This is a genomic window from Nocardioides panaciterrulae (assembly GCF_013409645.1).
Taxonomy (GTDB): Bacteria; Actinomycetota; Actinomycetes; order Propionibacteriales; family Nocardioidaceae; genus Nocardioides; species Nocardioides panaciterrulae.
In genome coordinates, this window is sequence record NZ_JACCBG010000001.1 from 3529247 (window position 1) to 3555174 (window position 25928).

Genomic DNA, 25928 nt, shown 5'->3' on the forward strand with positions numbered 1-25928 from the left:
TCGGAGGATACATCCCCGTGGCCAGACGAGCCCTCTCTCCCGCCATCGGCGTGGCGACCCAGCCGGACCGCGCCGATCGCGGCACCGAGCGCGAGCCCGGCCCGGGCGGCGATCCGGCCTCCGGGCCGGAGGCCGGCAACTCTCCGGAGCCCGGCAGCCGGGCGGTGCGCCGCCGACACGCGCTGGTCGTCACGCTCACCTTCGCGACCGGGAGCGCGGACGCCATGGGCTTCCTCGCCCTCGGCGGGGCGTTCTCCAGCGTGATGACCGGCAACATGGTGCTGCTGGGCCTGTCGGCCGGCGCCGCCGACGCCCAGCTCGCGCTGACGTCGGGCGCGGCGATCCTCGCCTTCGTGGTCGGCCTGCTCGTCGGGGCGCACCTGGCGGGCTCGCCCCGGGCCGACGACCCGGTGTGGCCGCGCCGGGTGACCCGGGCCCTGCTCGTCGAGCTGGGGGTGCTGCTGGCCTACCTGGCCGGCTGGGAGGTGAGCCAGGGGCATCGCAGCGAGCACGTCGCGCTGGTGCTGCTGATGCTCTCGGCGGTTGCCCTGGGCATCCAGAGCAGCGCGGTGCAGCGCTTCGGGGTCAACGGCCTGTCGTCGACGTACCTGACCGGGACGCTGACCAACTTCATCGGCGACCTCGCCGCCCGGCGCCCGCCCACCTCCTGGCTGCCGCGCGGCCAGGTGCTGCTGGCGCTGATGTCCGGCGCGGCGGTGAGCGCCCTGACCACCGTGCACGCCCCCCGGCTGGCGCCGATGCTGTGCGTCCTGCCGCTCGGTGTCGTCGCGCTCGGAGCCCGGCGGATCGTCTCCGAGCGCTGAGCTCGCCCGCAGAAAACATGTAACGCCCGGTTAGGGGCTCAGGTGCACCGTTCGACCGGCGCGCTGGACCCCCTAACCGGGCGTTACATGTCTCGGCTGACCCCGCGAGCCGCCCCGGCCTCAGTGGTGGAAGCTGCTCGGCTGCTCCTCGTGCGGCATCGGGGCGACGAGGTCGTCGAGCCACTCCAGGCTCTCCAGCAGGTCGCGCAGGAACAGCTCGGCCATGTCGTGGCTGAAGCCGTTGCGCACCACGACGCGGAGCACAGCGAGGTCCTGCCGGTTCGGCGGCATCGTGTAGGCCGGCACCAGCCAGCCGTGCTCGCGCAGCTTGCGCGACACGTCGTACACGTCGAACTTCGACACCGTCGGGGCGAGCGCGAACGTCACCACCGGCAGGTCGGAGCCGTCGGAGACCAGCACGATCTCCGGGCGGGCCGCCATGGCGCGGGCCAGGTGCCCGGCGACGTCCTGGCAGGTGCGCTGCACCAGCCGGTAGCCCTCGCGGCCCAGCCGCAGGAACTGGAAGTACTGCAGCACCACCTGGGCGCCGGGCCGGGAGAAGTTCAGCGCGAAGGTCGGCATGTCGCCGCCGAGGTAGTTCACGTGGAAGACCAGGTCGTCGGGCAGGTGCGCGGCGTCGCGCCACACCACCCAGCCGACGCCGGGATAGACCAGCCCGTACTTGTGCCCCGAGGCCTGGATCGACACCACCCGCGGCAGCCGGAAGTCCCACTCCAGCTCCGGCTGCAGGAACGGCGCCACGAACCCGCCGGACGCAGCGTCCACGTGCACCGGCACCGAGACCCCGCTGGCCGCCTCGTAGCGGTCCAGCGCCGCGCAGATCTCGGCCACCGGCTCGTAGCTGCCGTCCATCGTCGAGCCGAGCACCGCGACCACGCCGATGGTGTTCTCGTCGACGTGGTCGAGCAGTCGGTCCGCGGTCAGGTGCAGCACGTCGCCCTCCAGCGGCACGTAGCGCGGCTCGACCTCCCAGTAGTTCGCGAACTTCTCCCAGACCACCTGCACGTTGGCGCCCATCACCAGGTTGGGCCGGTCGGTGGGCCGGCTCGCCGCGCGGCGGGCGTGCTGCCACCGCCGCTTCATCGCCAGCCCGGCGAGCATGCAGCCCTCGGAGCTGCCGGTGGTCGAGGTCCCGACGCTGGCCTCCGCGTGCGGGGCGTGCCACAGCTCGCCGATCATCCGCACGCACCGCTCCTCGATGGCGGCGGTCTGCGGGTACTCGTCCTTGTCGACCATGTTCTTCTCGGCGGTCGCGGCGTAGAGCCGGTCGGCCTCCTCGTCCATCCAGGTCGTCACGAACGTCGCGAGGTTGAACCGGGCGTTGCCGTCGAGCATCACCTCGTCCATGACGATCTGGTAGGCCGTCTGCGGCAGCATCTCCCGCTCCCCCAGCCGGCGCGTGGGCACCTGCAGCATCCCGGCCCGCGTGAACCGGGGCAGCACCTCGGCGTCCCCGGCCTCCGCCGCCTCGTCCTCCGCGTGCCTGCGCCACACCGCCATCACCCCAGCCTCGCCGGGGTCGGGCGCGCTGCCCTCACCCGCAGCTGACGATGCGGGGTACGCCGGGGGTCGGCGGCCGCGGCGTACGACGGGGTCAGCCGGTGCGCGAGGAGTGCCCGCCGACCGAGGCCAGCTCGAGCGCGAACCAGGCGGTGGTGCCGCTGGCGTCGGCCTCGGAGCCCCACCGGTCGGCGAGCGCGTCGACCAGCATCAGCCCGCGCCCGGACACGCCGAGCGGGTCGTCGTCCTCGCCCAGCGCGACCTCCATCGTCGGGTCGCCGGCGCGGCTGGAGCCGCCAAGGTCGCGGACCACCACGGTGAGCACCTCGGCCTCGAGGTGCAGGGTCAGCTCGGAGCTGGTGCGGGCGTGCATGACCACGTTGGTGACCATCTCCGACAGGCAGAGCTGGGCGGTCTCGACCAGGTCGTCGTCGACCCCCCACTCGGCGAGGTGGGCGCGGAGGAACTGGCGGGCCGCGCCCGGCGCCCGCGGGTCGCCCTCGAGCAGGAGGCTGCGGCGTTCGCCGCTCCCGACCAGCGCCGGGTCATCGGGGGTCGCGTCGCCCGGGCCCCGCCCGGAGGTGACCCGGACCCGGCGTACCGCCTCGGCGACCCGGCGGGCCGTGGCCTCCATCAGGCTGCGGTGCTGCTCGGTGAAGGGCTGTGGGCTGTCGTAGAAGACGATGAGGCCGCCGATCGGGGAGCCCAGGCCGGGCAGCGGCCAGGCCGAGAGCGCGCGCACGCCGCGCTCGCGCTCGTGGGCGACGAGCTCGGTGAACTGCCGCTCGAGGTGGTCCAGGTCGCCGAGCACCGGTTCGCCGGTGCGCACGACCGCGGTGAGCGGCACGTCGTCGTAGGCGTCGATGTGGCACCACTCCGGCCCGCCCCCGGTGGTCGGCCCGGTGGCCGATTCGGTGGTCGATTCGGGGGTGGACTCGGTGGCCCGATCGGTGGCGGTGAACTTGAGCCGGCGGCCGCCGCCCTCGGTCAACGCCACCCCCACCCGGACCACGCCGGGCAGCTCGCCGAGATCGCGGATCAGGCAGCGCGCGATCTCGTCGACGTCGCCGGCGCTGCGCAGCGAGAAGCCGAGCCGCGACAGGTGGCCGAGCGGCTCGTGGGGTACGTCGTCCAGTTGTCCCCCGGCGTCCCCCGCCGGCGGGGTCCTTCCCTGCACCACGAGTCACAGCCTAGGGCAGATCCCCGACGCATGTCCGGGCGCAAGGACCTTGACTTTTCCGCCCGGCTCCGCCGGCGGTGCGAATCTCAGCCCGGCGCCACGCGTCGGGCGAGGATCGGCCACAATGGCGGCTGTGGCGACTCGGGGAAAGCGCGCAGGTCCGAGGCGGGCGCCTCGACAGGGCCCGTCGCTGAGCCGGCCACTGCTCGGGCTCGCGCTCGGCGTGACGCTGGCGGTGGTGGCGTGGGGCTACCTGGTGTACGCCGCGATCGACTTCGGCTCGGCCGCCCGCGACGGAGACTCGGGCGCCTGGATGTTCCTCGGGATCGCGTCGCTGGGGGCGGTCGCATGCCTGTTCGTCGGACTGATGCTGCTCGCCCGGCTGCTGCGAAGGCTGGGGGTCACCCGTGACCCGTCGGCGCCCGAGGAGCCACCGGCCGCGCCGCGCCCGGTGGGCGGGCGGCGCGCCGCCCGCTGAACCTGCGCCCGCGGCCCGCTGGGTACGTCGGGCCGGCTGACTCGGTCGAGCCCTCGAAATGGGCGGACCGGGCGGCTGCTGGGAAGCCGCGAGGGGCGGGGCCACCGCGGCCCCGCCCCTCGTCTTCCCCGGTTCCGCCAGCCGGGGTCGAGGTCGACTGGCGGAAGTCTTGCGGTCGCTGCGCGGAGCTCAGCCGTGCAGCGGCACCTGGAGGCGCTGGCCGGACTGGAGCGCCGCGGAGTCGAGCGCGTTGAGGTGCTCGATCTTGTCCACCATGGCGCGCACCTGGCCGTCGTCGGCGATGTCGGCCGCGATCTGCCACAGGGTGTCGCCCGGGGCGACCATGACCACCCGAGTCGGCTCGGGCTGCCCGGCCTGCTCGGTGGCCACCGAGCCGGCCGCCCACAGCACGCCGAGACCCAGCACCACGAGCAGCGCGAGCGCGAAGACCACGGCCCGGCCGCGCCGGGTGAGCCGCACCTGGCCGCTTCCGCTCGCCTGCCGCACCGGTGGGGTGGGGAGGCCGCGGACGGGACGCGCCTCGCGGCCGGGGGCGGCGTAGCTGCTGCTCATCGTGGTGCTCATCGTCATCGTGCTCATCGGGACCTCCTGGGGAAGCGGCGGTCTGCCTGGGTCATCGGTTCGGCCTGCCTGTCGAGGAATGTCTAGTGGCGGCCACCGACAGTCCGGGGAAGACTGGTCTGGACCGGTCGACCGTCACATCCTCGATCAAACGTTCGATCGAACGTATGTACGAGGCTAGAGCAGGTGTTCGAACGACGCAAGCATCTGACGAACATTTGTTCGAATCACGACCGACGTCGTCAACGTGTCGTCGGGCGTTATCCACAGATCGCGTCTCGGTCCCCCACGCCGGCCCGATGGGCGGCATCGTGGGGTCGTCCTGGTTCCGGTCCGGCTCTGGAGGCACGCCGATGGTGGTGCTGCAGATCGACGGCGGTGGCTACCGGACCGCGAGCACCGCCCTCACCGAGGCCAACCAGCTCACCGCCCTGGCCCACACCCGCCTGGTCGCCACGCTGGCCGGGTGCGGCGGGATGGCCGGCGACGACTCGACCTCGCTCGACTTCGCCGCGGCGTACGACGCTGCCGCCGCCGAGGCGGTCGGTTCGCTGGCCGACCTGGTCGCGTCGTACGCCGGGCTCGGGCGGCTCACCCACGCGACGCTGGCCAACCATGCGCGCGCGAACGCCCGCGCGGTGATCGGCGGCGCCACCGTGTACGACGGGGACCGGCTGCCCGACCACGGCTATGTGAGCGTGCTGCCGGGCACGCCGCCTCCTGCCCGCGGCGCGACGGCGCTGCCCGCCCTGCCCGCCCAGGTCGACTGGATCCTCGACCACCTCCAGGGCTTCGCCTGGCCCACCGCCGACGCCGCCCGGCTGCGCCGCGCCGCGGCGGCGTGGCGCTCCGCCGCCACCGCGTTGGCCGACCCGATCGGCTGCTGCGACAGCGCCGCCCGCGGCCTGTGGCTCGAGCGCTCCCCCGAGGTTCCCCTCGCCCTCGGGGCCACGGCCCGCCTCAGGGCCCACACCGAGGACGTGGCGTCCGCTCTCACCGCCCTGGCGACGTCCTGCGAAACGTACGCCGACGCCGTCGAGGCCAAGCACGCCGAGATCCTGGACCTGGCGGGCTGGGTGCTGGAGCAGGTCGTCGAGGGCGTGGTCATCTCCGTCGCCCTCGGCTTCCTCACCGGCGGCGCCGGCACCGCGGCCGGCCTGGCCGCGGTCGCCGCCCGAGTGGCGGCGGAGTCACCCCGGTTCGCGGCCCTGCTCGAGGCCCTCCGCGTGCTGGCCGAGGGCTGCGCCACCACCGTCCGCGCCGCGCGGGACGCTCTCAGCACCACGCGACTGAACCTCGTGAAGTTCAGGGAGGCCGCCGTTGCCCGGTCGCTCGCCCAGGGCGAACGAGGTGAGATGCGACTGTGGTGGACGCGCGGGAGGGGCTGGTTGCAGCAGCACGAGGACGCCGGCGGCCACCTCCTGGCAAGACATGTCGCCCGCAAGGACGAGCAACTGGTCGAGCGACTGTCCCGGGAGCCCAAGCTCCGCTTCGCCTCGACGTTCCCCGACCAGGACACCGCAGAGCGGGTAGTCGCCCGAGTCCTCAGGTCTGAACGAGAGAAGCTCGACGCGTGGCGCTCGTCTTCGGAAAGGGTCCTGGCACTGGAGGCCGACCTCGGATCCGTGACCGGCAGGACCGCCAATCGTGCCGGCGAGCTCTTCGACGTCACCGGCGTCCGGGTCGTCCTTGTGCGGGACGCCGGGATGCCCGAGGGTTTTCGCATCCACACCGCCTATCCCAGGCCGTGACCCGATGAGAGGACGAAGGATGGAGACGCCGGCACTCGAGCACCTGATGAGGGCCTACTTCCACCAGGACTTCGACCTGCTGGGCGACCTCTGGGACAACGTCGATGCGTTTGTCGCCGGGGCTCCCCAGCTGGCTCCGCTGCTTCCTGACGAGGTCTCCTGGGTCCTGCGCACGCATCACACGGACGCGGAGCTCGAGGCGTTCCTCGACGGTCTGGGCTGCGAGTTGTCACTCGCTGACGAGGAGGGCGGCTATCGCGGCTGCCTGCTCGAGATCGCCCGGCGGGTCCAGCGTGACCTGGCCGGACGTCACTGACCTCGCCGGGCGGTAGCCGGACGAGGGCCGACTTCCTTTGCGGCGGATCCCACCCCTCTGGTGCTTGCGATCCGCCCCAAACCGCTACTGGTAGGAGACCAGCACCGGCCGCGCGGTCCGCACCTGCAGCCGGACCGGGCTGCCGGGGATCGTGACGGTGCCGTCGACGTCTCGCCACGCTCCGCCATCCACGCGGAACTGCGCCGCGTAGGTCGTGTCCACGCTCGGACTCACACCACCCTTGGACTCGTAGGCGTGGGTGATCTGCAGGTCCGGGTAGGGCGCCCCCGCGTTCGAGGTGGCCAGGTCCGCGCCGTCCCCGAACCGCCAGTGGAACTGGCTCGGCCAGATCCGCAGATCGACCCTGCGACCCAGCAGCTGCACCGTCCTGGTGAACGGCTCCTGCTCGGTGTAGAAGTTGGTCCGGAAGTTGACCAGCGTCTCCCCACCCGGCGGCTGCACCCTCAGCTGCGACCCCGGAAGGCCAACCCTGCGCAGCGCCTGGAGCACCAACGCCTGCGTGATCTGCGGCTGAGGTGCAGGCCCCGTCTGCGTCGGACACGAATAGTAGGAGTCGCGCAAACTGCCATCGGGTCCCACGAACAGCCATCTGGTCATTGGCGTTCCGTCCGGGCAGACCATGACGTCTGCACACAGAGCCAGGCCACCTTCGGCACAAGCGATCTCTTGGTGCCACACACCCTCGGCGACGCCCGTCGACCGTGCACCATTCGCTGCCCCGCCCTCGTACTGTTCAGCCGAGGCGCCGACGTAGAAGAAGTTGCCACGAGAACCGGCCTCGGTCGAGCCGTCAGCGAAGGCCGGGTGGCACGCCGCAGTCGTGATCAGCAGCAGGGCCGGTAGAGCCGACGACATGAAGCGCATCAGCATTAGGAGACGTCCTCCCAATAGCCGATTGACCAATGGGTGTCGAGCAGGTCAACGAGAAAGCGAGCGTGCACAACGCTTGGCGGATAGACCTCATCGTGCTTGTCGCCGGGGCGCTGGACCACCTGTTTGCTGTTTCGGATCGCGACCCTCACCTGATAGGTCGGCGGGTCGACAGACACCCGGAATGTGTGAAACCCGGAGAGCGAGGTGCCGCCACCGCGGATCCGTCCCCCCTGCTCATACAGGACATCAATCGCCCTTATCCCACCGTGGCACGCCTTACAGCCGGGGCTCCCCAGATGGCTCAGGCCGGATGTATCGCCAGTGGCTTGGGCGTAGTCCGCCATCTCCCAGTAGAACCGCACGAACGCCTCAGCCCCAGCCGCGGTGTGCTTCTTCGCAGCCGCCGGCATGACCGGCTTCACCGGTCCCGACGGCGTCGCACTCGCCGACGCCGACGCCGACGCCGACTCCGACATCCCCGACGCAGGCGCGACCTTCGGCACCGGATCCTGCGACGAACACCCGCCCAGGGCGCAGGCGAGGAGGAGGCCGAGAGCGGCGAACGCCGACCGAGAGCGCTCCATCCACGGATCCTTCCCCCGAAGCCGCGGCCCGGCGAGGGGCCGCGGAAATGCACATTACGGAAGGACCCACGACCTGGGAAGGCCCCGCCAGACCGCCTGTGGACAGTCCCGAATGGCCGGCCCCGGTCAGTTGCTGCCGGCGCGGCGCTGCAGGGCGCGGCGGCCCCGGGCGACGAAGACCCCGAGCGCCTTCGCGGTCACCGAGGGCGCCAACGCCGATGCGCGGATCACACCGCCGCGCCACGGCGGCAGCGAGCGGACCACCCGGCGCGAGCCCACCAGCGCGACCGCCGCCTCGGCGACCTCGTCGACGCCGAGAATCCGCCCGCCGGAGAGCACCAGCAGGTTGCCCAGGCCACCGGGGGTCTGGCCGTCCAGCATCGCGGTCTGCACGCCGTCCGGGCACAGCGCGTGCACGCGCACCCCGCGCGGGCTCTCCACGTCGCACGACATCGACGCGGAGACGATCGCGGCCTTGGTCGCGGCGTACACCGAGTAGCCCGGCACCGGCCCGAGCCCCGCCAGCGACGCGGTGTTCACGACGTCGCCGCCGCGCCCGGACTCCGCGAACGCGGCCAGCGCCGCGCGCATCCCCCACAGGGTGCCCAGCAGGTTCACCTCGACCAGGCGGCGCACCGCCTCCTCCGACAGCTCCGCGAGCCGGCCGTCATCGCCGACCCCGGCGTTGTTGAACCAGGCGGTGAGCACGCCGTACGACGCTGCCTCGACCGCCGCCGCCCGGTGCGCCTCGGGGTCCCGGACGTCGAGGCCGAGCCCGGCGACCGCGCCGATCTCCCCGGCCGTGCGGACCGCGCCCGCGGCGTCGACGTCGGTGAGCACGACCGCGTACCCCCGCGCGACCATCCGCTCGGCGATCCCGCGCCCGATCCCGCGGGCACCACCGGTCACCACACAGCTCTCCCCGCGCGCACCCGCGGCAGGGTGCGCCGCACCGCTCGCTCTGGCCATGCGGGGAGTCTGCCGCAACGGGCGGAGACCGACGCGGCGGAGGCCGCGACAGCCCGGTCCGTCAAGGCGACACGCCTTCGAACAGGTGTTTGAATCATCCGGCCGGTTCCGCTACCGTCGGGACGTCGCCCGCACCACCGGGCCGCCCGCCCGCACGACATGGAGGCAGCCGCATGGCCCCGAAGAAGACGCCGTCCGACAAGGTCACGCAGCTGCCCGACGGCCCGCCGGACGCCACCGGGCTGACGCCGCGCCAGCAGCGGGTCCTGAGCACGATCAAGAACTCCATCGAGCGCCGCGGCTACCCGCCGAGCATGCGCGAGATCGGCGACGCGGTCGGCCTGACGAGCTCCTCCAGCGTCTCCCACCAACTGCGGGTGCTGCAGGAGAAGGGGTTCATCAAGCGCGACCCGAACCGGCCGCGCGCCATCGAGGTGTTCCTGCCCGAGGTTCTCGCGGCCCGGCGCTCGATCTCGGCCGCCGAGGAGACGTCGTACGACGAGACCGGCGTCGGCGACGCGATGCCCGCCGCGCAGTACGTGCCGGTCGTCGGCCGGATCGCCGCCGGCGGCCCGATCCTGGCCGAGGAGCGCATCGAGGACGTCTTCCCGCTGCCCAAGCAGCTGGTCGGCGACGGCCAGCTGTTCCTGCTCGAGGTCTCCGGCGACTCGATGATCGACGCAGCGATCTGCAACGGCGACTACGTCGTGATCCGCCAGCAGCCGACCGCGGTCAACGGCGAGATCGTGGCCGCGATGATCGACGGCGAGGCCACCGTGAAGACCTTCCAGCGCAAGGACGGCCAGGTGTGGCTGCTCCCGCACAACCAGGCCTACGACCCCATCGACGGCACCCACGCCACGATCCTCGGGAAGGTGACCGCGGTCCTACGGCGGATGTGACGGTTGGGACGTAATGTCCTCCTCAGGATGACCTCCGGGTAATACTGGGTTTGCACAACCATTGATTTCCCGGAGAGTTTTCACGTGAGCATGCCGTCCCTGACCGCGATCGCGGGTGTCCGACAGCGGTACCCGCGCCTGACGCGCGGCGTGCTCGAACTGGTGCTCGTGCTGGTGCTGTGGCTGGGCTACAGCCTCTCCCGGCTCCTCGCCGACACCGCGATGACGCCCGCGCTGCAGCGCGCGCACGGCCTGCTGCACATCGAGAAGCACCTCGGCCTCCACTGGGAGGTCCCGCTCAACCAGCTGTTCAGCGCCCACGAGGTGCTGGGGCTGCTCGGAAGCTACTGGTACGCCGCGCTGCACTACGTGGTGACCTTCGCCGTGCTGGTCTGGCTCTACCTCCGCGGCCGGCACACCTACCTCCCGGCGCGCCGGGCCCTGGCGATCGCCACGATCCTGGGGCTGGTCATCTACCTGATGCTGCCCACCGCTCCGCCGCGGTTCCTCGGCGGCTACGTCGACGTGCTGGACCTGCACGCCGCCGCCGGCTGGTGGGGCACCGACGCCTCCGCGCCGCGGGGGCTCGGCGGCCTGACCAACCAGCTCGCGGCCTTCCCCTCGCTGCACGCCGGCTGGGCGCTGTGGTGCGCGATCGCGCTGCACCGGCACGCCCGCTGGTCGTGGGTGAAGGTGCTCGGCTGGCTCTACGCCGTCGGCACCGCCGTCGTGATCGTCGGCACCGGCAACCACTGGGTCCTCGACGTGCTGGTCGGCTGGCTGGTCATCGTCACCGGCTTCATGGTCGCCGACGGGCTGCCCGTCCGCGCCGACCGCGACCGCCGGGGCCGCATGGGGCCGCCGGACGGGGCGCTGGCCAACCGCCGCGCGCAGCTCGCGGTCGACTGAGGCGCGCTACCCCTCGGCCAGCCGGGCCAGCGCCTTGCGGACCACGGCCGGGTCGGTGGTGGTCCACATCGGGGGCAGGCTGGCCTTGAGGAAACCGCCGTACCGCGCGGTGGCCAGCCGCGGGTCGAGCACCGCGACCACGCCGCGGTCGGTGGTGGTGCGGATCAGCCGTCCCGCGCCCTGCGCCATCAGCAGCGCGGCGTGGGTCGCGGCGACCTGCATGAACCCGTTGCCGCCGGCCTTGTCGGCCGCCTTCTGCCGGGCACTCATCAGTGGGTCGTCGGGGCGCGGGAACGGGATCCGGTCGATAAGCACCAGCTGGCAGGTCTCGCCCGGCACGTCGAGGCCCTGCCACAGGCTCAGCGTGCCGAACAGGCAGGTGTGCGGGTCCTCGACGAACTGGCGGGCGAGCTCGGGCAGCTGCGCATCGCCCTGGGCCAGCGTGGTCAGGTGCGGCAGCCGCTCGCGCACCACCTCGGCCGCGGCCTCGGCCGCCCGCCGGCTGGAGAACAGCCCCAGCGTGCGGCCGCCGGCGGCGTCGACCAGCTCGACGATCTCGTCGAGCTGGGCCTTGCCGAGGCCGTCGCGGCCGGGCGGCGGCAGGTGCCGGGCGACGTAGAGGATCGCCTGCTGGCCGTAGTCGAACGGCGAGCCCACGTCGAGCCCCCGCCAGGGCAGCGCGTGCTCGGACAGCGCGCCGCCGACCGCCGCGCCCGCGGCGCCCTCGGTGACCCGCTCGCCGGGCTTCAGCCCGACGCTGCCGGCCACCGAGTTGAAGTCGCCGCCGAGCATCAGCGTCGCCGAGGTGAACACCACCGTCTTGTCGGTCAGCAGCTTGTCGCGCATCGGGCCCCAGACCTGCAGCGGCGCCACGCAGAGCCGCGGCGGCACCCGGCTCTGCCCGCCGCTGCCCCCCTCGGAGAGCCACAGCACGTCGGACTCGAGGTCGGCGGCCATCCGCTCGGCGTACGCGAAGACCTCCTGCACCGTGCCGCGCGCCTGGGTGCGGCCGGCGTCGGCGTCACCGGCGTCGCTCTCGCGGGGGTACGCCGAGAGGCAGGCGCGCGCGGCGTCGCGCACCAGCACCAGCGCGTCGGCCAGGTGCTGGGGCAGCCGCTCGAAGCGGCCTGGGTCGCAGCCGTCGATCGCGTCGCGCAGCGTCTCCCCCGCGTCGGCGAGGTCGTCGGCCTCGGACCCCTCGACGAACCGCTGCGAGCGGCGCGCGGCCCGCTCCACGTCGGGCGCGGAGAGCTCGTCGGTCGCGGCCTGGGTGACCCGGGCGGTCAGCTCGTGGGCCTCGTCGATCACGACGACGTCGTAGTCGGGGATCATCGGCACGCCCTCGATCGCGTCGATCGCGAGCAGCGAGTGGTTGGTGATGATCAGGTGGGAGCGGTGCGCCTTCTCCCGGGCCAGCTCGACGAAGCACTCCTGGCCGAACGGGCACTTCGCCGCGCCGAGGCAGTCGCGGTGGCCGACGCTGACCTGCCGCCACTCGCGGTCGGTGTGCCGCGGGGCGTTGTCGCGCTCGCCGGAGCCGCCGTTCTCGGCCTGCTCCTCGGCCCAGGACCGCAGCTCGAGGACCTTCTGGCCCATCGAGCCGGCCGGCATCTCCACCAGCGCGCCCTGCTCGTCGGGCACGCCCTCGCGGATCCGGTGCAGGCAGGCGTAGTTCGAGCGGCCCTTGAGCACGGCGTACGACGCGTCGACGCCCTCCTGCGACCCCACCGCCTCGACCAGGCGGGGCAGGTCGCGCTCGACGAGCTGGTGCTGCAGCGCGAGCGTCGCGGTGGCGACCACGACCCGCTGGTCGTGCAGCAGGCTCGGGACCAGATACGCCAGTGACTTGCCGGTGCCGGTGCCGGCCTGGACGAGCAGGTGCCGGCCCTCGCGCATCGACTCCGCGACCGCCTCGGCCATCGCGACCTGCCCGTCGCGGCGCCGGCCGCCGAGGGCCGCCACGGCGCCCTCGAGCACCGCGCCCACGCGGCCGGCACCCGAGCTCGGGGCGGTCGTGGAGTCGCTGTCGGCGGCGGAGGTCGGGGGCACCCGAGAACCCTAACCGCGGCCACGGACACCCGTTCCACGGAGTTCCACAGCCATCGGCCCTCGCGGGCCCTAAGGTGGACCGGTTGCGCCGTACGCCATCGGGGGCGGGCGCACCGCCCACCGGGCACGAGGACGGGAGAAGGATGGACGAGCACGTCGACTACCTCGAGGTGACGACCGACGACGGCCGGGTGCTGGAGGTGCTCACCGGCGGCGATCCCGACGGCCTGGCCTGGCTCTACCACAGTGGCTCGCCGAGCGCCGCGGTCCCGTTCGCCCGCTTCGAGGACGCCGCGCGGCGGCAGGGCTTGCGGATGATCACCTACTCCCGGCCGGGGTACGGCGGGTCCTCGCCGTACTCGTGGGAGGACGGCGCGCCCCGCGTCGTCGACGACGTGGCGGACTCGATGACGATCCTCGAGCAGCTCGGGGTCGAGGAGTTCGTGACGCTCGGCTGGTCCGGCGGCGGACCGCGGGCGCTGGCCTGCGGGGCGCTGCTGCCGGACCGGTGCCTGGCAGTCGCGACGCTGGCCGGGGTCGGGCCCAAGGACGGCCAGGGCCTGGACTGGTTCGCGGGCATGGCGCCGGAGAACCGCGCCGAGTACGCCGCGGCCGTGCAGGGCCCCGACGCCTACGCGGCCTACCTGACCGAGGACTTCCTGCCGATCCTGCAGACGCCGCTGGCCGAGCTGGTCGGCGCGATGGGCGGCCTGCTCACGCCGGTGGACGCGGCCGCGTTCACCGACGACCTGGGCGACTACCTCGCCCGCAGCCTGCAGCGCGCCGGCGCGCAGGGGGTCCGCGGGGTGCGCGACGACGGGCTGGTCGCGACCGCCCCGTGGGGCTTCGACCTCCAGTCGACCCGGGTCCCGGTCGGGGTCTGGCAGGGCCGGCAGGACGCGATGGTGCCGTTCGCGCACGGCGAGTGGCTCGCCGCGCACGTGCCCGGCGCCGAGCCGCACCTCTTCGACGAGGACGGCCACATCTCGCTCGCCGTCCGGATCGAGGAGATCCTCGCCGACCTCAAGGTGCTCGCGGGTCGCTGACCTGCCGCCGGCCGCGCCGGCGGTGACCCCCTCCGGGCGGGCGCGCGGCCGGCACGCCCGCCGTCAGCGGCTGCCCGGGGTCGGTCAGTCGTCGTGGCCCCCGCCCTCCCCGGCGGAGAGCTGGAACGCGGGCCGCCCGGCCCGGCACTCCGCGCGGACCTCGACACGCCGGCCGCCGTCCTCGGTGCGGCCCTCGAAGGACACCTCGACCCGCTGGGGACCCCGGTCGCTCACGGAGACCGCGTACCCGGGATCGGGCTGGGCGGCCACCAGACCGGCCTGCACGCCCCGGCAGCCGACCGTGAGGTACCCGCCCCGACCCGCCCAGGTCTCCCGGTGGGTCGCCGTGGGCGCCGGTCGGTCGGACCCCGAGGTCCCCGGCGAGCCCGGCGGCTGCCCCCCCGAGGAGGGACCCGACGCCGAACCCGACGCCGACCCCGGCGGGGTGGTCCCCGAGGGGCCCGGAGGAGCCGAGGGACCCGCGGTCGCCGAGGGACCCGGAGCGCCCCCGCCCGGCGCCCGGCCCCCCGTCCCGCCGGGCACCACCGCGGTCACCGACCGCCCGGGGCCCAAGTCCTCGCCGACGCTGGAGATCACCCACCACACCGCGGCCGAGCCGACCGCCACGACTGCCAGCCACGCCAGCGCGGCCACCAGCGGCCACCGCCATCGACTCATCCGGTCATCCTGCCGTCCGTCGGGACCGACGCCACCCGGCCGCGGTCTACCGTTCCAGCATGACCAGCATCCTCGTGGTCGAGGACGACGACGGGATCCGGACCGGCCTGCAGCGCGGGCTGCGGGAGCGCGGCTTCGCGGTCGCGACCGCCGCCCGTGGGTTGACCGGGCTGGAGCTGGTGCTGCGCGAGTCGCCGGAGGTCGTGCTGCTCGACCTCGGGCTCCCCGACGTCGACGGCCTGACGCTGATCTCGATGATCCGGGCGGCCAGCCGGGTCCCGATCATCGTGATCACCGCCCAGGACGACGACCCGACGATGGTCCGCGCCCTCGACGGCGGGGCCGACGACTACGTCGTCAAGCCGTTCGGCACCGAGCAGGTGGCAGCCCGGATCCGCGCGGTGCTCCGCCGCGGCGGCCGGGAGACCTCGCCGCCCGCGCCGCTGCGGGTCGGGTCGCTGGTCGTCGAGGAGCGCAGCCGCACCGCCACCCTCGGCGGCGAGACCCTGGACCTCTCGCGCAAGGAGTTCGACCTGCTGCTCCTGCTGGCCTCCCGCGCCGGCGAGGTGGTCACCAAGCGCGAGCTCCTCGCCGAGGTCTGGCAGCAGGCGTACGGCGGGTCCGACCGGACCGTCGACGTGCACCTGTCCTGGCTGCGCCGCAAGCTCGGCGAGTCCGCCGCCGAGCCGCGCTACCTGCTCAGCGTCCGGGGGGTCGGCGTACGCCTCGTCGACCCCGAGCCCGTGCCGGACCCCGAGCCCGACTCCGGGGGGCCCTGATGCGCCGCCGCATCTCATGGCTGGTCGTCGTCACCACGTCGGCGGTGGTGGCGGCCTTCGTGATCCCGCTGTGCCTGCTGGTGCGCACCCTGGCCGAGGACCGCGCGATGGCCGCGGCCGACCAGGAGGCCCGCAGCGTCGCGATCCTCGTCGCCCGGGTGCCCGACGCCGCCCGTCTGCGAGCGCTGGTGCGGGAGATCGACCGGCGCGGCGCGCCGTCCACCCAGGTGCTCACCGGTGACGGGCGGACGCTGGGCTCGGGCCCGTCGATGGCGGGCGACCCGGAGGTACGCCGGGCCCGGTCCGGCGAGGCCTTCACGGTCGTCGACGCCCGCGGCGGCCGGGTGCTGCTGCCGGTGGTGGGCCCCCACGGCACCGCCGTGGCGCGCGCCACCGTCGCGCCGGCCGAGCTGCGCCAGGGCGTCTCCCGGGCCTGGGCGGCGATCGTCGGGCTGGGTGTGGTGCTGCTCGCGCTCGCGGTGCTGCTGGCCTCGCGGCTGGGGCGCCGGGTCAGCGACCCGCTGATCGAGGTCGCCGCGACCGCCCACCGGCTTCGCGAGGGCGAGCTGGACGCCCGCGCCGAGGTCCGCGGCCCCGAGGAGACCCGCGAGCTGGCCCGCGCGCTCAACGGCCTCGCCGAGCGCACCCGGGAGCTGCTCGCCAGCGAGCGCGCCGCCGTGGGCGACCTCTCCCACCGGCTGCGGACGCCGGTCACCGCGCTGCGCCTGGACTCCGAGGGCGTCGCCGACCCCGAGCTCGCCGAACGGCTCGGCGAGCACATCGCGACCCTCCAGCGCACCATCGACTCGATCGTCCACGAGGCCCGCCGCCCGGTCCGCACCGATCTGCCGACCGGCTGCGACGCGGTCACGGCGGTGCGCCGGCGGGTGGAGTTCTGGCGCCCCCTCGCCGACGACCAGGGCCGCGAGCTCCGGGTCGACCTGCCCGCCGTCGCGCTGCGGGTGCCGATGGCGGCCGAGGACCTCGGCGACCTCGTCGACGTGCTCGTCGACAACGTCTTCGCCCACACCGCCGAGGGCACCGGGCTGCGCCTGGAGCTGCGCCCGGTCCGCGAGGACACCGGCCCGGTAGCGGTGCTGGAGGTCGCCGACGCCGGCCCCGGCCTCCCGGTCCGGGACGCCGCCGGCCCCGGCCCGGGACCCGGCCGCCCCGACCGCGCCGGCGCCGGCACCGGCATCGGCAGTGGCGCCACCCGGCTCGGGACGACCGGGCTGGGCCTGGACATCGCCCGGCGCGCCGCGGCCGGCAGCGGCGGCCGGCTCTCCACCGGGCGGGCACCCGAGGGCGGCGCGCTGGTGACCGTGGTACTGCCGCTGCTCGAGGGCTGAGCGGCGCGGGAGCCGGTCAGTCATCGTGACCGGCATGGCCGGCGGGACCGTCCTCACCGCCGGCGTGCTCGCCACCACGCTCGCCGGGCTCGCCGTCCTCGCCGTCCTCGCCGGGCCTGGCGGCCGTGGCCGCGGTGGCTCGGGCCCCGCGCGATGCCGTTGCTGTCCCGGCAGTCGCGGCAGCCGCGGTCGTCGAGGTCGCCGGGGCAGCCGGGGCGGCCCGCGGAGATGGCGGGGCCGGCAGCACCACGGTGTGCACCACGTCCACGACACAGACGCCGTGCTCAAGGTGGGCGTGCCTTGGGCACGGCGCCCAGCGGACCTTGGTGACCGGGCGCGCGGGACGCGGGGCACGGTCCGGCTGCTGGCGTACGGCGCTCGTCGCGGCGGCCGGCGTGCCGGCGTCGGGCGGGAGGCCGGGGCTGGTGTGCGCGTAGGCGACGGCCGAGCCGGCGGCGCCCGCCACGACGGCCAGGGCGAGGATCCAGGCGGAGATGCGTCTCATGGCGACAGGCTCGGCGCTCTTGGGTCAGGAGCGCGTCGGGGGAACCTCAAATCCCCCTCAAGGCCCACCTTGACCCGGACTTGACGACGCCATGAGGACGGCTTGGCGTCCCGGCCCGCAGCGTGGCGGCCATGACCTACTCGGCATCTTCTCGAGACCGCTACCGGCTCGCGGTCAGCGCGGTCACCGGCGTCTCCCTGGTGGGCGCCCTCACTGCGGCCGGCTGGCTGGCCGGCCTGGCCTCCCGCGACCACGCGAAGGAGGTTGCGAGCACCCAGGCCGTCGCGGCGCAGCGGTCGCGGGTCGCGGCAGCCGCCGCCGCGAAGGCCGAACGGGCGCGGGCGCGGTACGACGCCGCACTCGCCCGGCGCGCCCAGCGACCCCACGTGGTGTTGCGCCAGCGACCGGTGCAGACGCGGGTCACCACCCGGTACGTCCACGCCACTGCCGGGTCCGCCCCGATCGGCGGCGGAGGCAGCGTGAGCACGCCCCCTCCTCCGGCTCCGGCTGCCGCGCCGCCCCCGGCCGCACCGGCGCCCGCTGCCCCGCCGCCCGCCCCGCCCGCGGCCGCACCCGCACCGCCGCCCCCACCGCCGCCGGCACCCGCCCCTGCGCCGAGCACAGGCTCCGGGGGAGGTGGCTGAGATGGCGGCCGCGACCACGTTCTCCGCCCTGGGCTGCCACGTGCACGTGGGTGTGCACGACGCCGCCGACCTGGGGCCGGCGCGCCGGCTCGCCGAGGAGGTCCTGCGCGACGTCGACGAGGTGTGCAGCCGGTTCCGCGCCGACTCCGACCTGAGCCGGGTCAACCGCCAGCCCGGCCGCCGGGTCGGGGTCCACCCGCTGCTGCTCGAGGCGGTCGAGGCGGCGCTCGGTGCCGCCCGGGCGACCGACGGGCTGGTGCACCCACTGCTCGGCCGTCCGCTGGTGCAGCTCGGCTACGACCGGGACCACGCCCGGCTCACCGAGTGCCCCGGCGCTCCGGTGGTCCCGGTCACCCCGCCGGGCCCGCACGCCTGGCGCGAGGTGCGCCTCGACCCCGACGGCGCGATCCGGATCCCGGCCGGCACCGCGCTCGACCTCGGCGCGACCGGCAAGGCCTGGGCGGCCGACCTGGTCGCCGCGGCCTTCACCGCCGGGCTCACCGGGCCCGCGGTCGTCAGCGTCGGCGGCGACCTCGCGCTCGCGACCCCCACCGGCCGGCCGGTGCATCCGCCCTGGCCGGTCGCGGTCGCCGAACGACCCGGCGACCCGGTGCAGGCCCTGGTCACGCTCGATCACGGCGGCCTGGCCACCTCCAGCACCCAGGTGCGCCGCTGGACGCGCAACGGCGTACGACGCCATCACCTGCTCGATCCTCGCACCGGCCAGCCGGTCGCCGGCGTGTGGCGCACGGTCACCGCGACCGGGGCGACCTGTGTCGCCGCGAACACCGCCTCGACCGCCGCCGTGGTCCTGGGCGAGCAGGCCCCCGACTGGCTGCTCGGGCACGGCGTCGACGCCCGGCTGGTCGCCGCCGACGGCACCGTCCGCACGGTCGGTGCCTGGCCCCAGACCCCCCGCGAGGAAGGGACAGCCGCATGAGCAACGACCCTCTGCTGTGGTACCTCAACCGGAGCACCGGGCTGGTGCTGCTGGTCGCCCTCACCGCCAGCACCGCCCTGGGCGTGCTCGCGCTGGGCGGCCGGTCCGGCGGCGGGCTGCCGCGCTTCGTCACCCAGTCCCTGCACCGCAACCTGGCGTTGGTCTCGGTGACGCTGCTGGCGGCGCACGTGGTCTCGGCCGTCGCCGACAGCTTCGTCGACATCCGGTGGTGGCAGGCCGTCGTACCGTTCGGCGCGACCTACCGGCCGCTCTGGCTGGGCCTCGGCGCGCTGTCGCTGGACCTGGTGGCCGTGGTCGTGGTGACCAGCCTGCTGCGCGCCCGGATGGGCCACCGGGCCTGGCACGGCATCCACCTGGCCGCGTGGGCGTGCTGGGTGCTCGCGGTCGGTCACGGCCTGGGCATCGGCACCGACCTCGGGCTGACGCCCGCGGATCTGTTCGCGGTGGAGCACCGGTGGGCCACGCTGCCGACGGCCGTCTGCGTCGGCGTGATGCTGGGGGTCACGGTGGTCCGGCTCTGGCGCGGCCTGTGGCCGGGGACCGACCCGGAGGGGGCCCGATGAGCGCCCTCGCCTCACCGGTGCCGGTGCCGCAGGAGGTCGCGGTGCATGAGGGACCCGCGCTGCTGGCGGGCCTCACCGACGGCCCGTCGCTGGCCGCCCACCGCGGCCGGTACGGCGCGCTGCCGGAGGTCGGGCTGGCCGCGCTCCGCGAGCTCATCCGGGCGTCCGGCCTGCGCGGCCGTGGCGGCGCGGCGTTCCCGTTCGTCCGGAAGCTCGACACAGCGGCGGGCAGCACCGCGAGCCGGGCCCCGGGCCGGCGCGGGGGCCGCGAGGCGGTGGTCGTGGTCAACCTCAGCGAGGGCGAGCCGGGCAGCGCCAAGGACAGCGCACTGGCGCTGACCCGGCCGCACCTGGTCCTCGACGGGGCGGTCGCCACCGCGTGCGCCCTGCGGGCCCGCGAGGTGCACGTCGTGGTCGCCGGCGACCGGCCGGCGGTGCGCGAGTCGGTGGTCCGGGCGCTCGACGAGCGGGACGATGCCGTGCCGATCCGGCAGCACGCCACCGAGCCGCGGTTCGTGGGCGGCCAGGCGCGCGCCGTGGTCGAGCTGCTCGCCGGTCGGCCCAACCTGCCGGTGACCTCCTGGGCACCGGAGGCCGTCGCCGGGCTGGCCGGCCGGCCGACGCTGCTCTCGAACGCCGAGACCTGGGCCCATGTCGGGCTGCTGGTGCTCCGCGGTGGGGCGGCGTACCGCCATCACGGCACCGACCGCGAGCCCGGCACCACGCTGCTCACGCTGACCCGCCCCGGCTTCGTGCCGCACGTGCACGAGGTGGGCTACGGCACGCGGCTGCGCGACCTGCTGCCCCCCGGCGTGCACGGGCACCCGGCGCTGGTCGGCGGCTTCCACGGCTCGTGGGCCACCTGGCCGACGCTGCGCGCGGCCCGGGTCTCGGTGCCCGGGATGAGCGCTCTCGGAGCGCCGCTCGGGGCCGGAGTGCTGCTGGCGCCGGGCGGGTCCTGTCCGCTGACGCTCACCAGCCGGGTGGTCGACTACCTGGCCGGCCAGAGCGCGGGCCGGTGCGGGCCGTGCCACAACGGGTTGCCGGCGCTGGCGAGCGTCGTCCGCGAGCTCGTGCACGGCGATGCCGACGGCGGCGTCTCCGGGGCGGCCGGCCGGGCCGGCCGGCTCGCCGCGCTGGTCACCGGTCGTGGGGCCTGCGCGCACCCCGACGGCACGGCCCGGCTGGTGCGGTCGGTGCTCGCGGTGTTCCCCGACGAGGTCGCCGAGCACGCCGCGGGCCGCTGCGCCGTCGAGCCGGTCGGCAGCGCCGCCGAGGATGCTGGCGAGGTGGCCTCGTGAGCCGCCGGCTGCGGGTGGACTGGCCGAGCTGCCGGGCGCGCGGACTCTGCCACGAGCTGCTGCCCGAGCTCGTCGACCTCGACGAGTGGGGCTACCCCGTCGTCGCCGGCGAGGTCACCGACGCGCTCCTCGCCGACGCCCGGGCCGCCGTACGCGCCTGTCCGCGGCTCGCGCTGCGGCTGACCGACCGCTGAGCGGCCGGGCGGGCGGCCGGCGGGCGCACGGTCAGACCGCGTACGCCGCCAGCTCGCCGGCCAGGTCCGCGTTCGCGCGGCCGTGGACGACGGTGCCGTCCGCGGTGTGCTCGAGCGAGGCGATCTCGCCGTGCTGGTGCAGCCGGTTGATCAGGTCGCCGCGCTCGTAGGGCAGCAGCGCGTGGAACTCCACGTCCGGGCGCGGCAGCTCGCTGTCCACCAGCCGGAGCGCCTCGGTGATCCCCTCGCCGGTCTTCGCCGAGACCACCACGCAGTGCGGCTCGCGCTGCCGGACCCGGGCGAGCACCATCGGGTCGGCGGCGTCGGCCTTGTTGATCACGACCAGCTCGGGCACCCGGTCGGCGCCGATCTCGGCGAACACCTCGCGCACCGCGGCCAGCTGGCCCTCGGGGTCGGGGTGGGAGCCGTCGACGACGTGCAGGATCAGGTCGGCGTCGGCGACCTCCTCCAGCGTCGAGCGGAACGCCTCGATGAGCTGGTGGGGCAGGTGCCGGACGAACCCGACGGTGTCGCTCATCGTGTAGACCCGGCCGTCGGTGGTGGTGGTACGACGGGTGGTGGGGTCCAGCGTCGCGAACAGCGCGTTCTCCACCAGTACGCCGGCGTCGGTGAGCCGGTTGAGCAGGCTGGACTTGCCGGCGTTGGTGTAGCCGGCGATCGCCACCGCGGGGATGGCGTGGCGGCGCCGCTCGGCCCGCTTGGTGTCGCGGGTGCCCTTCATCGCCTTGAGGTCGCGGCGCAGCTTGGCGATCTTGGTGTTGATCCGTCGCCGGTCGGTCTCGATCTTGGTCTCACCGGGGCCACGGCCACCGATACCGGCGCCGGCCGCGACCCGGCCGCCGGCCTGCCGGGAGAGGTTGCCACCCCAGCCGCGCAGGCGCTGCTTCATGTAGTTGAGCTGGGCCAGCTCGACCTGGGCCTGCCCCTCCCGGGACTTCGCGTGCTGGGCGAAGATGTCGAGAATCAGCGCGGTCCGGTCGACGGCCTTGACCTTGAGCCGGTCCTCGAGGTTGCGCAGCTGGCTGGGGGCCAGCTCGCCGTCCAGGATCACGGTGTCGGCGCCGGTGGCCTGCACGATCTCGCGCAGCCCGTCGACCTTGCCGCGGCCGATGTAGGTGGCCGGGTCCGGCTTCTGGCGGCGCTGGTAGATCGCGTCGAGCACCTCCGAGCCGGCGGTCTCGGCGAGCAGCGCGAGCTCGGCCATGGAGTTCTCGGCGTCCTCCACGCTGCCCTCGGTCCACACGCCCACGAGCACGACCCGCTCCAGGCGCAGCTGGCGGTACTCGACCTCGGTGATGTCCTCGAGGTCGGTGCGCAGGCCAGCGACGCGGCGCAGCTCGTGCCGCTCGGCCAGGTCGAGCTCACCGCTGGTCAGCTCGGGATCGGGCTCGTCGGCCCACGAGTCGTCGGGCGCCTCGTCGGGCCCCTCGTCGCGGCCGTCCGGGTCGGCGTAGCCGGAGACCCAGTCGTCGGCCTCCTCGAGCCGGTCCCACTCGCGGGTGGCGTCGAGCTCGGCGTCGAGGTTGAAGTCGCGTGCGTTCGTCATATGCCTCTCAGGGTAGGTGCGGGACCCGGGGTGCGCGAGCCGATATCGGTCGCGACACGTCCCACACAGGGCTCAACGCCGTGGACCGGGCGCCGATTCCCGGCAGTAGGTTTGCCTGGTGACCTCCCCCAGCGCAGGAAATGTTCCCGACCGGGCCCCGAATGTTCCCGACCGGGCCCGCGTCGTGATCATCGGCGGCGGCGTGATCGGCTGCTCGATCGCCTACCACCTCGCGCACGCCGGCTGGACCGACGTGGTGCTGCTCGAGCGGGACCGGCTCACCTCCGGCACCACCTGGCACGCCGCCGGGCTGATGACCTGCTTCGGCTCCACCTCGGAGACCGCCACCGGGATCCGGCTCTACTCCCGCGAGCTCTACGCCCGGCTCGAGGAGGAGACCGGGCAGGCCACCGGGTTCCGGCCGGTGGGGCTGATCGAGGCGGCCGCCGACGCCGACCGGCTCGAGGAGTACCGCCGGGTCGCCACGTTCCAGCGGCACCTGGGCCTGGACGTCGAGGAGATCTCCCCCCGCGAGATGGCCGAGCTGTTCCCGTGGGCGCGCACCGACGACCTGCTGGCCGGCTTCCACGTGGCCGGCGACGGCCGGGTCAACCCGGTCGACCTCACCACCGCGCTCGCCAAGGGCGCGCGGCAGCTCGGCGTCCGGATCGTGGAGGGCGTCACGGTCACCGACGTGCGCACCGACCGCGGCGAGGTCCGCGGCGTGGCCACGACCGCCGGCGACGTCGAGTGCGAGTACGTCGTGAACTGCGCCGGCATGTGGGCCCGCGAGCTCGGCGCGCGGAACGGGCTGGTGATCCCGAACCAGGCCGCCGAGCACTACTACCTGATCACCGACACCATCGACGGGCTCGGCCCGGACACGCCGGTCTTCGAGGACCCGGCCGCCTACGGGTACTACCGCGAGGAGGGCGGCGGCATGATGGTCGGGCTGTTCGAGCCGCAGGCCGCGCCCTGGCAGGTGGAGGGCATCCCCGCCGACTTCTCCTTCGGCAAGATCGCGCCGGACTGGGACCGGATGGCGCCGTTCCTGGAGCGGGCGATGGCCCGGGTGCCGGTGACGCTGGAGGCCGGCGTACGCACCTTCTTCTGCGGCCCCGAGTCGTTCACGCCCGACCTGGCCCCGGCCGTCGGCGAGGCGCCGGGGATCCGCAACTACTTCGTCGCCGCCGGCATGAACTCGGTGGGGGTGCTCTCGGCCGGCGGGCTGGGCAGGGTGGTGGCGCACTGGCTCACCACCGGGCGCCCGGACGTGGACGTGACCGGCTTCAACGTCGACCGGTTCCGGCCGCACCAGGCCGACGACGGCTACCGCGCCGCGCGCACCACCGAGATCCTCGGCACCGTCTACGCCGCGCACACCCCCGGCAAGCAGCTGCGCTCGGCGCGCAACGCGCTGCTCTCGCCCGTCCACGACCGGCTGGTCGAGCAGGGCGGGCTGCTGCGCGAGGTCTCCGGCTGGGAGGGCGCGGACTGGTTCGCCGGGCCGTGGGTCGCGCCGGTGGCCGAGCCGACCTGGGGCCGGGCGCCGTGGTTCGCGCAGTGGGAGGCCGAGCACCGCACGGTCCGCGAGGGCGTGGGGCTGATGGACATGAGTTTCATGGCCAAGCTCCGGGTCCGCGGCGCCGACGCCGGTGCGGTGCTCGACCGGGTCTCGGCGGGCGCCGTGAACGGGGCGCCGGAGACCATCACCTACACCCAGTGGCTCGACCACGACGGCCACCTCGAGGCCGACCTGACCGTCACCAAGCTCGCCGACGACGACTTCCTGGTGGTCGCCTCCGACACCGCCCACGGGCACGCGCTGGCCTGGCTGGGCCGCCAGGTCGCGGTCGCGGGCGACGTCGACGTGACCGTCGAGGACGTCACCGCCGAGTTCGCCCAGCTGAACCTGCAGGGGCCGCGGTCGCGGGAGCTGCTGGCCTCGCTCACGACGGCCGACCTGTCGACCGAGGCCTTCGGCTTCCGGACCGCCCGGTGGATCGACGTGGCCGGCTCCCGGGTGCTCTGCGCCCGGATCACCTACCTCGGCGAGCTCGGCTACGAGCTGTATGTGCCCGCCGGCGACGGCCTGAAGGTGTACGACGCGCTGCAGGCCGCGGGCGCGGCGTACGACCTGCGCCCGGTCGGGCTCAAGGCACTGTCCTCGCTGCGGCTGGAGAAGGGCTACCGCGACTTCGGCCACGACGTCGACAACACCGACTGCCCGCTCGAGGTCGGCCTCGGGTTCGCGCTGGCGCTGGACAAGCCCGGCGGCTTCGTGGGCCGCGAGGCGGTGCTGGCCCGGCGTGAGGCCAACGCGGCGCGGGGCGGGATGGCCCAGCGGCTGGTGCAGCTGCGGGTGCTCGACCCGGAGCCGCTGCTGTTCCACGCCGAGGTCGTGCACCGCGACGGCGTCCCGGTGGGCTACGTGCGCGCCGCGTCGTACGGCTGGACGGTCGGCTCCGCGGTCGGGCTGGCGTTCGTCGCCGGTGGCGGCGCGCCGGTGACCGCGGACTGGCTCGCCGCGGGGTCCTGGGAGGTCGACGTGGCCGGCACCCGGTGGCCGGTGGAGGTCTCGCTGCGGCCGTTCTACGACCCGACCTCGGCGCGGGTGCGTGCCTGAGGCGGCGGTGGACGTCGTCCGCCTCTCCCCCGACGGGCGCGAGCTCGCCGCCCTGCTGCCGGCCGTCGGGCCGGACCGGCTGCTGCTCGGCATCACCGGCGCCCCGGGCGCGGGCAAGTCGACGTTGGCCGCCGCGCTCGCCGCCCGGGCGCCGGGCGCGGTGGTGGTGCCGATGGACGGCTTCCACCTCGCCGACGTCGAGCTGGTGCGGCGCGGGCTGCGCGAGCGCAAGGGCGCGCCGGAGACCTTCGACGCGTGGGGGTACGCCGCGCTGCTGGGCCGGATCCGCGCGCGGCCCGACCACGTGGTGATGGCGCCGGCGTTCGAGCGTGATCTGGAGCAGCCGCTGGCCGGGGCGGTGCCGGTGCCGCCGTCGGCGCCGCTGGTGGTGACCGAGGGCAACTACCTGCTGCTCGAGGGCCCCGAGTGGGTGGCCGCGCGGGCCTGGCTCGACGCGGTCTGGCACGTCACCTGCGACGCGGCGGTGCGGGTGCCGCGGCTGCTGGCCCGCCACCAGGCGTCCGGCAAGTCCCCCGCCGCCGCGCGTGAGTGGGTGGTGCGGGTCGACGAGGCCAACGCCGCGCTCGTGGACGCCGCCGCCCGCCGCGCCGACCTGGTCCTGGACCTGACCGGCTGGGCGGGCCCCGCCGGCCGGTAGGCCCGCCCGTTCGCCCGCCCGTTCCCCGGCCCGGGTGACCAACCTGGGGGGGCACGGATGCCCCGTCCGGGTCACGCGCACCTCCAGCCCCGGGGGTC

At 74.7% G+C, this 25928-nt stretch carries 26 protein-coding genes; 15 read left to right on the forward strand and 11 right to left on the reverse strand.

Going from position 1 to position 25928, the window contains the following annotated elements; translation table 11 throughout:
* Positions 1-17 precede the first annotated feature (17 nt).
* Positions 18-824 carry a DUF1275 family protein gene (locus BJZ21_RS16770; RefSeq protein ID WP_179664800.1) on the forward strand — a complete coding sequence of 269 codons (807 nt, stop codon included), beginning with the start codon at positions 18-20 and terminating at the stop codon, positions 822-824.
* A gap of 120 nt (positions 825-944) precedes the next feature.
* On the opposite strand, the gene gad is transcribed toward BJZ21_RS16770, so the two are convergent.
* A complete protein-coding gene (gene gad, locus BJZ21_RS16775; protein WP_179664801.1) occupies positions 945-2345 on the reverse strand; it encodes a glutamate decarboxylase in 1401 nt (466 codons plus the stop codon).
* 94 nt (positions 2346-2439) lie between these two features.
* On the reverse strand, positions 2440-3525 hold the full coding sequence (locus BJZ21_RS16780) for an ATP-binding protein (protein ID WP_179664802.1): 1086 nt from the start codon (positions 3523-3525) through the stop codon (positions 2440-2442).
* A gap of 133 nt (positions 3526-3658) precedes the next feature.
* On the opposite strand from BJZ21_RS16780, the gene BJZ21_RS16785 reads away from it, so the two are divergent.
* Positions 3659-4003, forward strand: coding sequence for a hypothetical protein (locus BJZ21_RS16785; RefSeq protein WP_179664803.1), 345 nt, complete (start codon positions 3659-3661; stop codon positions 4001-4003).
* A gap of 189 nt (positions 4004-4192) precedes the next feature.
* Here BJZ21_RS16785 and BJZ21_RS16790 read toward each other — a convergent pair whose 3' ends face one another.
* A complete protein-coding gene (locus tag BJZ21_RS16790) occupies positions 4193-4603 on the reverse strand; it encodes a LysM peptidoglycan-binding domain-containing protein (protein WP_179664804.1) in 411 nt (136 codons plus the stop codon).
* Between the two features lie 281 nt (positions 4604-4884).
* On the opposite strand from BJZ21_RS16790, the gene BJZ21_RS16795 reads away from it, so the two are divergent.
* Positions 4885-6336 (forward strand): RNase A-like domain-containing protein, encoded by a 1452-nt coding sequence (locus BJZ21_RS16795; RefSeq protein ID WP_179664805.1) that lies wholly within the window; start codon positions 4885-4887, stop codon positions 6334-6336.
* A gap of 19 nt (positions 6337-6355) precedes the next feature.
* Positions 6356-6652, forward strand: a complete 297-nt coding sequence (locus BJZ21_RS16800) for a contact-dependent growth inhibition system immunity protein (protein WP_179664806.1) — start codon at positions 6356-6358, stop codon at positions 6650-6652.
* Positions 6653-6736: 84 nt separating this feature from the next.
* Here BJZ21_RS16800 and BJZ21_RS16805 read toward each other — a convergent pair whose 3' ends face one another.
* The 3 genes from BJZ21_RS16805 to BJZ21_RS16815 form a co-directional block, all read right to left on the reverse strand.
* On the reverse strand, positions 6737-7114 hold the full coding sequence (locus BJZ21_RS16805) for a hypothetical protein (protein WP_179664807.1): 378 nt from the start codon (positions 7112-7114) through the stop codon (positions 6737-6739).
* A gap of 428 nt (positions 7115-7542) precedes the next feature.
* Positions 7543-8130, reverse strand: coding sequence for a DUF6318 family protein (locus BJZ21_RS16810; protein WP_179664808.1), 588 nt, complete (start codon positions 8128-8130; stop codon positions 7543-7545).
* Positions 8131-8256: 126 nt separating this feature from the next.
* The gene (locus tag BJZ21_RS16815) at positions 8257-9099 is read right to left on the reverse strand and encodes an SDR family oxidoreductase (RefSeq protein WP_179664809.1); all 843 of its coding nucleotides are present in this window, start codon (positions 9097-9099) and stop codon (positions 8257-8259) included.
* A gap of 173 nt (positions 9100-9272) precedes the next feature.
* On the opposite strand from BJZ21_RS16815, the gene lexA reads away from it, so the two are divergent.
* A complete protein-coding gene (lexA, locus tag BJZ21_RS16820; protein WP_179664810.1) occupies positions 9273-10001 on the forward strand; it encodes a transcriptional repressor LexA in 729 nt (242 codons plus the stop codon).
* 90 nt (positions 10002-10091) lie between these two features.
* Complete coding sequence (locus BJZ21_RS16825; RefSeq protein ID WP_179665755.1) at positions 10092-10910, forward strand: phosphatase PAP2 family protein; 819 nt, start codon at positions 10092-10094, stop codon at positions 10908-10910.
* A gap of 6 nt (positions 10911-10916) precedes the next feature.
* Here BJZ21_RS16825 and BJZ21_RS16830 read toward each other — a convergent pair whose 3' ends face one another.
* Positions 10917-12830 (reverse strand): ATP-dependent DNA helicase, encoded by a 1914-nt coding sequence (locus BJZ21_RS16830; RefSeq protein WP_179665756.1) that lies wholly within the window; start codon positions 12828-12830, stop codon positions 10917-10919.
* Between the two features lie 272 nt (positions 12831-13102).
* Here BJZ21_RS16830 and BJZ21_RS16835 point away from each other — a divergent pair, with 272 nt between their 5' ends.
* A complete protein-coding gene (locus BJZ21_RS16835; RefSeq protein WP_179664811.1) occupies positions 13103-14005 on the forward strand; it encodes an alpha/beta fold hydrolase in 903 nt (300 codons plus the stop codon).
* 84 nt (positions 14006-14089) lie between these two features.
* Here the strand turns inward: BJZ21_RS16835 and BJZ21_RS16840 are convergent, their stop codons facing one another.
* Positions 14090-14683 (reverse strand): hypothetical protein, encoded by a 594-nt coding sequence (locus BJZ21_RS16840; RefSeq protein ID WP_179664812.1) that lies wholly within the window; start codon positions 14681-14683, stop codon positions 14090-14092.
* Positions 14684-14742: 59 nt separating this feature from the next.
* Here BJZ21_RS16840 and BJZ21_RS16845 point away from each other — a divergent pair, with 59 nt between their 5' ends.
* Positions 14743-15462 (forward strand): response regulator transcription factor, encoded by a 720-nt coding sequence (locus BJZ21_RS16845; RefSeq protein WP_179664813.1) that lies wholly within the window; start codon positions 14743-14745, stop codon positions 15460-15462.
* A complete protein-coding gene (locus tag BJZ21_RS16850; protein ID WP_179664814.1) occupies positions 15462-16811 on the forward strand; it encodes a sensor histidine kinase in 1350 nt (449 codons plus the stop codon). The genes BJZ21_RS16845 and BJZ21_RS16850 overlap by 1 nt, the downstream gene beginning before the upstream one ends.
* A 16-nt stretch (positions 16812-16827) precedes the next feature.
* Here BJZ21_RS16850 and BJZ21_RS16855 read toward each other — a convergent pair whose 3' ends face one another.
* Together BJZ21_RS16855 and BJZ21_RS16860 are read right to left on the reverse strand one after the other, a co-directional pair.
* Positions 16828-17316, reverse strand: a complete 489-nt coding sequence (locus BJZ21_RS16855) for a hypothetical protein (RefSeq protein WP_179664815.1) — start codon at positions 17314-17316, stop codon at positions 16828-16830.
* Between the two features lie 160 nt (positions 17317-17476).
* Positions 17477-17803, reverse strand: coding sequence for a hypothetical protein (locus BJZ21_RS16860; protein WP_179664816.1), 327 nt, complete (start codon positions 17801-17803; stop codon positions 17477-17479).
* Positions 17804-17961: 158 nt separating this feature from the next.
* Here BJZ21_RS16860 and BJZ21_RS16865 point away from each other — a divergent pair, with 158 nt between their 5' ends.
* The 4 genes from BJZ21_RS16865 to BJZ21_RS16880 are packed head-to-tail and all read left to right on the forward strand — an operon-like array spanning position 17962 to position 20979.
* Entirely contained in the window at positions 17962-18900 is a 939-nt protein-coding gene (locus BJZ21_RS16865) for an FAD:protein FMN transferase (RefSeq protein ID WP_179664817.1), read from the forward strand.
* Entirely contained in the window at positions 18897-19484 is a 588-nt protein-coding gene (locus BJZ21_RS16870; RefSeq protein WP_179664818.1) for a ferric reductase-like transmembrane domain-containing protein, read from the forward strand. Before BJZ21_RS16865 ends, BJZ21_RS16870 begins: the two co-directional genes overlap by 4 nt.
* The gene (locus tag BJZ21_RS16875; RefSeq protein WP_179664819.1) at positions 19481-20785 is read left to right on the forward strand and encodes an NADH-ubiquinone oxidoreductase-F iron-sulfur binding region domain-containing protein; all 1305 of its coding nucleotides are present in this window, start codon (positions 19481-19483) and stop codon (positions 20783-20785) included. Before BJZ21_RS16870 ends, BJZ21_RS16875 begins: the two co-directional genes overlap by 4 nt.
* Positions 20782-20979 (forward strand): ferredoxin, encoded by a 198-nt coding sequence (locus BJZ21_RS16880; RefSeq protein WP_179664820.1) that lies wholly within the window; start codon positions 20782-20784, stop codon positions 20977-20979. The genes BJZ21_RS16875 and BJZ21_RS16880 overlap by 4 nt, the downstream gene beginning before the upstream one ends.
* Before the next feature lie 31 nt (positions 20980-21010).
* Here the strand turns inward: BJZ21_RS16880 and hflX are convergent, their stop codons facing one another.
* The gene (hflX, locus tag BJZ21_RS16885; protein ID WP_179664821.1) at positions 21011-22546 is read right to left on the reverse strand and encodes a GTPase HflX; all 1536 of its coding nucleotides are present in this window, start codon (positions 22544-22546) and stop codon (positions 21011-21013) included.
* A gap of 118 nt (positions 22547-22664) precedes the next feature.
* Between hflX and BJZ21_RS16890 the strand changes: the two genes are divergently transcribed.
* Both BJZ21_RS16890 and BJZ21_RS16895 read left to right on the forward strand, forming a co-directional pair.
* A complete protein-coding gene (locus BJZ21_RS16890; protein WP_179664822.1) occupies positions 22665-25172 on the forward strand; it encodes an FAD-dependent oxidoreductase in 2508 nt (835 codons plus the stop codon).
* On the forward strand, positions 25165-25830 hold the full coding sequence (locus tag BJZ21_RS16895; RefSeq protein WP_343052186.1) for a nucleoside/nucleotide kinase family protein: 666 nt from the start codon (positions 25165-25167) through the stop codon (positions 25828-25830). Before BJZ21_RS16890 ends, BJZ21_RS16895 begins: the two co-directional genes overlap by 8 nt.
* Positions 25831-25928 lie beyond the last annotated feature (98 nt).